We start from the raw sequence: 396 nt of genomic DNA, 5'->3' as shown, positions 1-396 counted from the left end.
GCTGATTTGTACATGCATCGCTGGGAAATAGAAATAGGATATCGAGAAATAAAACAAACAATGTTGCACTCAAACTATATCCTACGCTCAAAAAGGCCGGATATGATAAGGCAAGAATTGTGGGGGGTACTAATTGCCTACAATATTATAAGAATAGCCATGCGTGAGGCAGCAGAGTTACTGGATGTATGGCCAAATCAACTGAGTTTTTCTCATTGTTCAAGACATATCAATGTATTTCTGTTAACTATCCCACTGACAAGTCCGGGAAATTTACCAAAACACTATGAGCATTTATTAGAAACGCTGACGCTATTTCAGTTACCAACAAGGCGTCATGAGCGCAGCTTTCCACGATGTGTGAAAAAGAAACCATCTAAATATCCCTATAAAAAA

Annotated in this window: 1 pseudogene; it reads left to right on the top strand. The window is 38.4% G+C overall.

Annotated elements, in window-relative coordinates:
• Positions 1–12: 12 nt before the first annotated feature.
• Positions 13–396, top strand: a pseudogene (locus H5058_RS18240) (IS4 family transposase); the annotation flags it as partial.

The organism is Pseudoalteromonas sp. SR45-4 (genome assembly GCF_014163535.1).
Taxonomy (GTDB): Bacteria; Pseudomonadota; Gammaproteobacteria; order Enterobacterales; family Alteromonadaceae; genus Pseudoalteromonas; species Pseudoalteromonas nigrifaciens.
Note: the sequence above shows the minus strand (reverse complement) of the source record. Positions and strands in the feature narration are given on the sequence as shown.